The sequence below is a fragment of the Streptomyces solincola genome, from assembly GCF_002982015.1.
GTDB classification, from domain to species: Bacteria; Actinomycetota; Actinomycetes; order Streptomycetales; family Streptomycetaceae; genus Streptomyces; species Streptomyces solincola.
Genome location: NZ_PVLV01000484.1, coordinates 1 through 5,310, shown reverse-complemented (window position 1 = coordinate 5,310; position 5,310 = coordinate 1). Strand labels below are relative to the sequence as shown.

Annotated in this window: 6 protein-coding genes; 5 read left to right on the top strand and 1 reads right to left on the bottom strand. The window is 73.5% G+C overall.

Annotated features, from left to right (window positions below; translation table 11 throughout):
• The 4 genes from C6N75_RS25075 to C6N75_RS25060 form a co-directional block, all read left to right on the top strand.
• The coding region (locus tag C6N75_RS25075) for an acetate--CoA ligase family protein (protein WP_181160608.1) at positions 1 to 897 on the top strand (897 nt) is incomplete at its 5' end.
• A 74-nt stretch (positions 898 to 971) separates the two neighbouring features.
• Positions 972 to 1,556 (top strand): DUF5998 family protein, encoded by a 585-nt coding sequence (locus tag C6N75_RS25070; protein ID WP_105871160.1) that lies wholly within the window; start codon positions 972 to 974, stop codon positions 1,554 to 1,556.
• Entirely contained in the window at positions 1,556 to 2,761 is a 1,206-nt protein-coding gene (locus C6N75_RS25065; protein WP_105871159.1) for an alkaline phosphatase family protein, read from the top strand. Before C6N75_RS25070 ends, C6N75_RS25065 begins: the two co-directional genes overlap by 1 nt.
• 46 nt (positions 2,762 to 2,807) lie before the next feature.
• The gene (locus C6N75_RS25060) at positions 2,808 to 3,458 is read left to right on the top strand and encodes a thymidine kinase (RefSeq protein ID WP_105871158.1); all 651 of its coding nucleotides are present in this window, start codon (positions 2,808 to 2,810) and stop codon (positions 3,456 to 3,458) included.
• A gap of 152 nt (positions 3,459 to 3,610) precedes the next feature.
• Here C6N75_RS25060 and C6N75_RS25055 read toward each other — a convergent pair whose 3' ends face one another.
• Positions 3,611 to 4,381, bottom strand: a complete 771-nt coding sequence (locus C6N75_RS25055) for a sulfotransferase-like domain-containing protein (RefSeq protein ID WP_258177599.1) — start codon at positions 4,379 to 4,381, stop codon at positions 3,611 to 3,613.
• Between the two features lie 264 nt (positions 4,382 to 4,645).
• On the opposite strand from C6N75_RS25055, the gene C6N75_RS25050 reads away from it, so the two are divergent.
• A complete protein-coding gene (locus C6N75_RS25050) occupies positions 4,646 to 5,266 on the top strand; it encodes a hypothetical protein (RefSeq protein WP_105871157.1) in 621 nt (206 codons plus the stop codon).
• Positions 5,267 to 5,310 lie beyond the last annotated feature (44 nt).

The following is a 5,310-nucleotide window of genomic DNA, read 5'->3' as shown; positions in this document are numbered from 1 at the left end:
GGGTACGCGGCGGATCCGCCGCCCGGGCGGCGGATCCCCGCGTACCCGGCGGCCGAGCGGGCGGTGCGGGCGCTGGCGGAGGCGGTGCGCTACGCGCAGTGGCGGCGGGGGGCGGCCGAGCCGGGACGGGTGCCGGAGTACGAGGGCATCGACGAGGCCGGGGCCGCCGCGCAGATCGAAGGCGCGCTCGGCCCGGACGCGGACGAGCGGAGCGCCGCGCTGCCGCCGGACGCCGCCCGCACGTTGCTCGGGCGCTACGGCATCCACGTCCAGCCGGTGCTGCCCGCGCCCGGCCCCGACGAGGCCGTCCGGGCCGCCCGCGGGCTCGGCTACCCGGTCGCCCTGAAGACCACCGCCCCGCACCTGCGCCACCGGCCCGACCTCGGCGGCGTACGCCTGGACCTGGCGAGCGAGGAGCAGTTGCGCACCGCCTACCGGGAGCTGACCGAGACCCTGGGCAAGCCCGCCGAACTCCAGTTGGTCGTACAGGCCATGGTGCCCCGGGGCGTGGACACCGTGGTCCGCGCCGCCATCGACCCCGGCGTGGGCGCCGTCCTCTCCTTCGGCCTGGCCGGCGCCCCCTCCGAACTCCTCGGCGACATGGCGCACCGGCTCGTTCCGGCCACCGACCGGGACGTGGCCGAGCAGATCCGCTCCCTGCGCACCGCCCCGCTGCTGTTCGGCTGGCGCGGCTCCGACCCGGTGGACACCGCCGCCCTGGAGGAGCTGCTGCTGCGGGTGTCCCGGCTGGTCGACGACCACCCGGAGATCGTCTCGGCGGCCCTGGAACCGGTCATCGTCGCCCCGCGCGGCCTGTCGGTGCTCGGCGCCACCGTCCGGCTCGCCCCGCCCCCGGCGCTCGGCGACCTCGGCCCCCGCCGGCTGCCCAGCTACTGAACGGGCAGCGGGCCGGGGGAGAGGGACACCGCGGCCGTCCCGGGCAGGCACCGGCCCCCCGTAGGATGGGGGCCATGGCGAAGACCGGTACGACGACCCAGGGGCTGCGCGCGGCGATCGAGCGCAGCGGCTACTACCCGGCCCTCGTGGCCGAGGCCGTGGAGGCGGCCGTCGGCGGCGAGCCCATCGCCTCGTACCTGGTCCACCAGGAGACCACCTTCGACGCCAACGAGGTCCGCCGGCACGTCACCGTGCTGGTGCTCACCGCCACCCGCTTCATCGTCAGCCACACCGACGAGCAGAACGCGGACACCAGCTCCCCGACCCCCTACGCCACCACCTCCACCGAGTCCGTCAAGCTCGGCCGGATCTCCTCCGTGGTGCTCAGCCGCGTCGTGGCCAACCCCGAGTCGTACGCCCCCGGCACCCTGCCCCGCGAGGTGGTCCTCACCATCGGCTGGGGCGCGGTCTCCCGGATCGACCTGGAGCCCGCCGCCTGCGGCGACCCGAACTGCGACGCCGACCACGGCTACACCGGCAACTCCACCGCCGACGACCTGAGCCTGAGGGTCAGCGAGGCCGGCGACGGGCCCGAGACGGTCCGCCAGGCCCTCGCCTTCGCCCAGGCGCTGTCCGAGGCCACCGCGGCCACCCGCTGATGACCCACCCCTCGCACCCGGCCGCCGCCTGGCCCGAAGACCCGAAGCCGCTGGACCCGGCCACCGCGCCGGTTCCCGCGTACGGCACCGGCTCGCTCGCCGACCTGCTGCCGACCGTCGCCGCCGGCCTGGAGGTCCCCGGCTTCACCCCGCGGATCGCCGAGCTGGCCCCGGCCGACCGGGTCTGCGTCTTCCTCATCGACGGGCTCGGCTGGCAGCAGATCCAGGCCCACCGCGACTACGCGCCCTTCCTGCACTCGCTGCTCGCCGGCTCCCGCGGCGGCACCGGCCGGCCGATCACCGCCGGCTTCCCCGCCACCACCGCCGCCTCGCTGGCCTCCGTCGGCACCGGCCGGCCGCCCGGCGAGCACGGCCTGCCCGGCTACACCGTCCGCGACCCGGCGACCGGCGAGCTGATGAACCAGCTCCGCTGGAAGCCGTGGACGCCGCCGCACGTCTGGCAGCCCCATCCCACCGTCTTCACGCTGGCCGACGCCGCCGGGGTGCACACCGCGCAGGTGTCCTCGCCGACCTTCGAGACCACCCCGCTCACCAAGGTCGCGCTCAGTGGCGGAACGTTTCACGGCCGGGCCGCCGGCGAGGACCGGATGGACCTGTCCGCCGCGCTCCTCGGCTCGGCCGACCGCGCGCTGGTCTACACCTACTACAGCGAGGTGGACGGCAGCGGCCACCGCTTCGGCGTGGACTCCGACGAGTGGCGCGGCCAGTTGATGACCGTGGACCGGCTCGCCCAGCGCCTGGCCGAGCAGCTCCCGCCGCGCTCCGCGCTGTACGTCACCGCCGACCACGGCATGGTCGACATCCCGTTCGACGAGCGCTCCCGCATCGACTTCGACGAGGACTGGGAGCTGCGCGCCGGGGTCGCCCTGCTCGGCGGCGAGGGCCGCGCCCGGCACGTGTACGCCGTCCCCGGCGCCCAGGCCGACGTGCTGGCCTGCTGGCGCGAGGTGCTCGGCGAGCAGTTCTGGGTGGCCGGCCGGGACGAGGCCATCGCGGCCGGCTGGTTCGGCCCGGTGGTGGACGAGCGGGTGTACGGCCGGATCGGCGACGTGGTCGCCGCCGCCTGCGACGACGTCATCATCACCGCCTCGGTCGGGGAGCCCAACGAGTCCGCGATGGCCGGGCTGCACGGCTCGATGACCCCGGCGGAGCAGCTCGTGCCGCTCCTCGAAGTCCGCACCTGAGCCGCCGCCCCACCGCTTCCCTCCTGTGAAAGGCCGTCACCACCCCATGCCCGAGCTGGTCTTCTTCTCCGGCACGATGGACTGCGGAAAGAGCACCCTGGCTCTGCAGATCGAGCACAACCGCTCCGCCCGCGGACTGAAGGGCATGATCTACACCCGCGACGACCGGGCCGGCGAGGGCAAACTCTCCTCCCGGCTGGGGCTGGTCACCGACGCGGTGGAGGCCGGTGCGGGCTTCGACCTCTACGGCCACCTGGTCGGCCATCTCTCGCAGGGCGGCCGCTGCGACTACGTGATCGCCGACGAGGCGCAGTTCCTCGCCCCCGAGCAGATCGACCAGCTCGCCCGGATCGTGGACGACCTCGGGATGGACGCCTACGCCTTCGGGATCACCACCGACTTCCGCACCCGGCTCTTCCCCGGCTCCCAGCGCCTGATCGAACTGGCCGACCGCATCGAGCAGTTGCAGGTCGAGGCACTGTGCTGGTGCGGCGCGCGGGCCACCCACAACGCCCGCACGGTCGGCGGCGAGATGGTGGTCGAGGGGGCGCAGGTGGTCGTCGGGGACGTCAACCGCTCGGCGGAGGAGATCGGTTACGAGGTGCTGTGCCGCCGCCACCACCGGCGCCGGATGACCAGCGCCTCCTCCCACGCCGGCGCGCTCTCGCCGGACGTCCTGCCGGTCAACGGCGGCTGAGGACCGACAAGGCCGAAGCGCGAAGGATTGCGGCGCGCGCCTGCGGGTAGCCGGATGGTGGATGCGCCTCTCCCTGTCGCATTCCCAGTGGAATACGGAAAGGCCCGGCCGGTGGAATGCCGGCCGGGCGTTTCCCCGTTCTCCGGAATGCGTCACGCTATTTCCGCCGGGCAGTCCAGCCGAATGCGCCGCTCCCGCAGCCTCTCGTAGAACGGCAGATGGTAGCGGAGGAACGCGGCCAGTTTCTCGTCGTTCTCCACGGTGACCTCGTAGCGCTTCTCGGTACGGGCGAACCCGCTGCTGCCGCTGGCGTCCTGGTGCCAGCGCGAGGTCCGCCCCCACTGGCCCGGCTCGCCCGGCTTCCACTGCAAAGCCGCCGGCACGAACGGGATGCCGACCCGCTCGCAGAACGCCCGCACGGTCGCCTCGGGCCGGTCGAGCAGGTCGTCGGAGTCCACCACGACCGGCTCCGGCCCGCCCGCCTCCAGCACCGCCTGGTGGATCTCCCACAGCCGGGCGAAGCCGATCTCGTCGCGCGTGAGACCGGAGTTGAGGGCGAAGTGCGACTCGATGACCTCCCGCGGGTGGCGCAGGATGAAGCTGTGCACCGTCTCGCGCAGGAAGCCCTGGCTGGTCAGCAGCTCGGGATAGGCGAAGTCGGTGGTGTCCTTCAGGAAGGTCAGTCCGGGCAGACCGCGCAGCTCCGCGATCAGCTCCCGCTCGGAGGTCACCTCGCGCCCCCGCACCGTGGCCGTCCCGAAGTCCTTCACATGCGAGAACGGCTCGTGCAGCACGGTGAAGTCGCCGCGCTCCATCATCATCCGCTCGAACGCCGTGGAGCGGCTGCGCGGTGCGCTCCACATGGCCAGCAGCATGCGCTCTCCGCCTGCGTCCATCATCGGCTCCTCTCTGGTTCCTGACACGGGTCTGGTTCCTGATTCGGAAATGCGGTGCCGAATGCCAGAGAAGCACGCCGGGGGCGGGGCGCGGGCGGCCGCGGAGGATGTGGGCGCGGGATTCATCCTGAGGCTTACCCGAAACCGCCCCCCGTGGAGTTACCCCCGTTTTCCTCAGCGCCGTGGTGAACCGGAAGTACCCGTCACGCGGCTGCCGGACGGGTGCGCCCCTTCGTACGGTCGAGACCGGAAGCCAACCCGTCGCGAACCACCTTCCGGAAGGAGCAGCCGGTGCCGAGCACGGCCTCGACCACGACGCGGATCCTGGATCTGTCCGCGGTCTTCGACAACATCGGCGCCTCACGGGCCGCCGCCACCTCCACCGGGGCGTTCAACGTGTGGCGGAACTCCTTCTCCGCCGAGCACCTCCCCGAGCCCGGCACCACCGTGACCGTGGACGAGGTGCCCTTCCTGGTGCCGCCGTTCGGCACCGGCGGACCCGACAACGTGCGCTGCGCCGGGCAGTTGCTGGAGGTGCAGCCCGACCGCTACGACTGGCTCTACCTGCTGGCCGCCGCCGAGCGCCGGGTGGAGGACGAGGTGGCGCTCCACTTCGCCGACGGAACGGTCGACTTCGAGGCGCTGCGGCTGTCCGACTTCTGGGCCGCGCCGGCCGTCTTCGGCGAGTCGGAGGCGTTCCGCACCCCGGCCATGCACTACCCGCAGCACGTCCAGTTCGGGGTGCCCGCGGGACTGTTCTGCCAGCGGGTGCCGGTCACCCGGCGCGCCCCCTTGGCCGGCGTGCGGCTGCCGCGCAACACCGCGGTGCACGTCTTCGCCGCCACCCTGCTGCGCGCCGCGGCCGCAGCGGGAGGTCCGCGCACCACCGACCTGACGGGAGCCGGACGATGAGCGCATCCACGACCACCGAGGCCGTCCCGACGACCACCGACGCC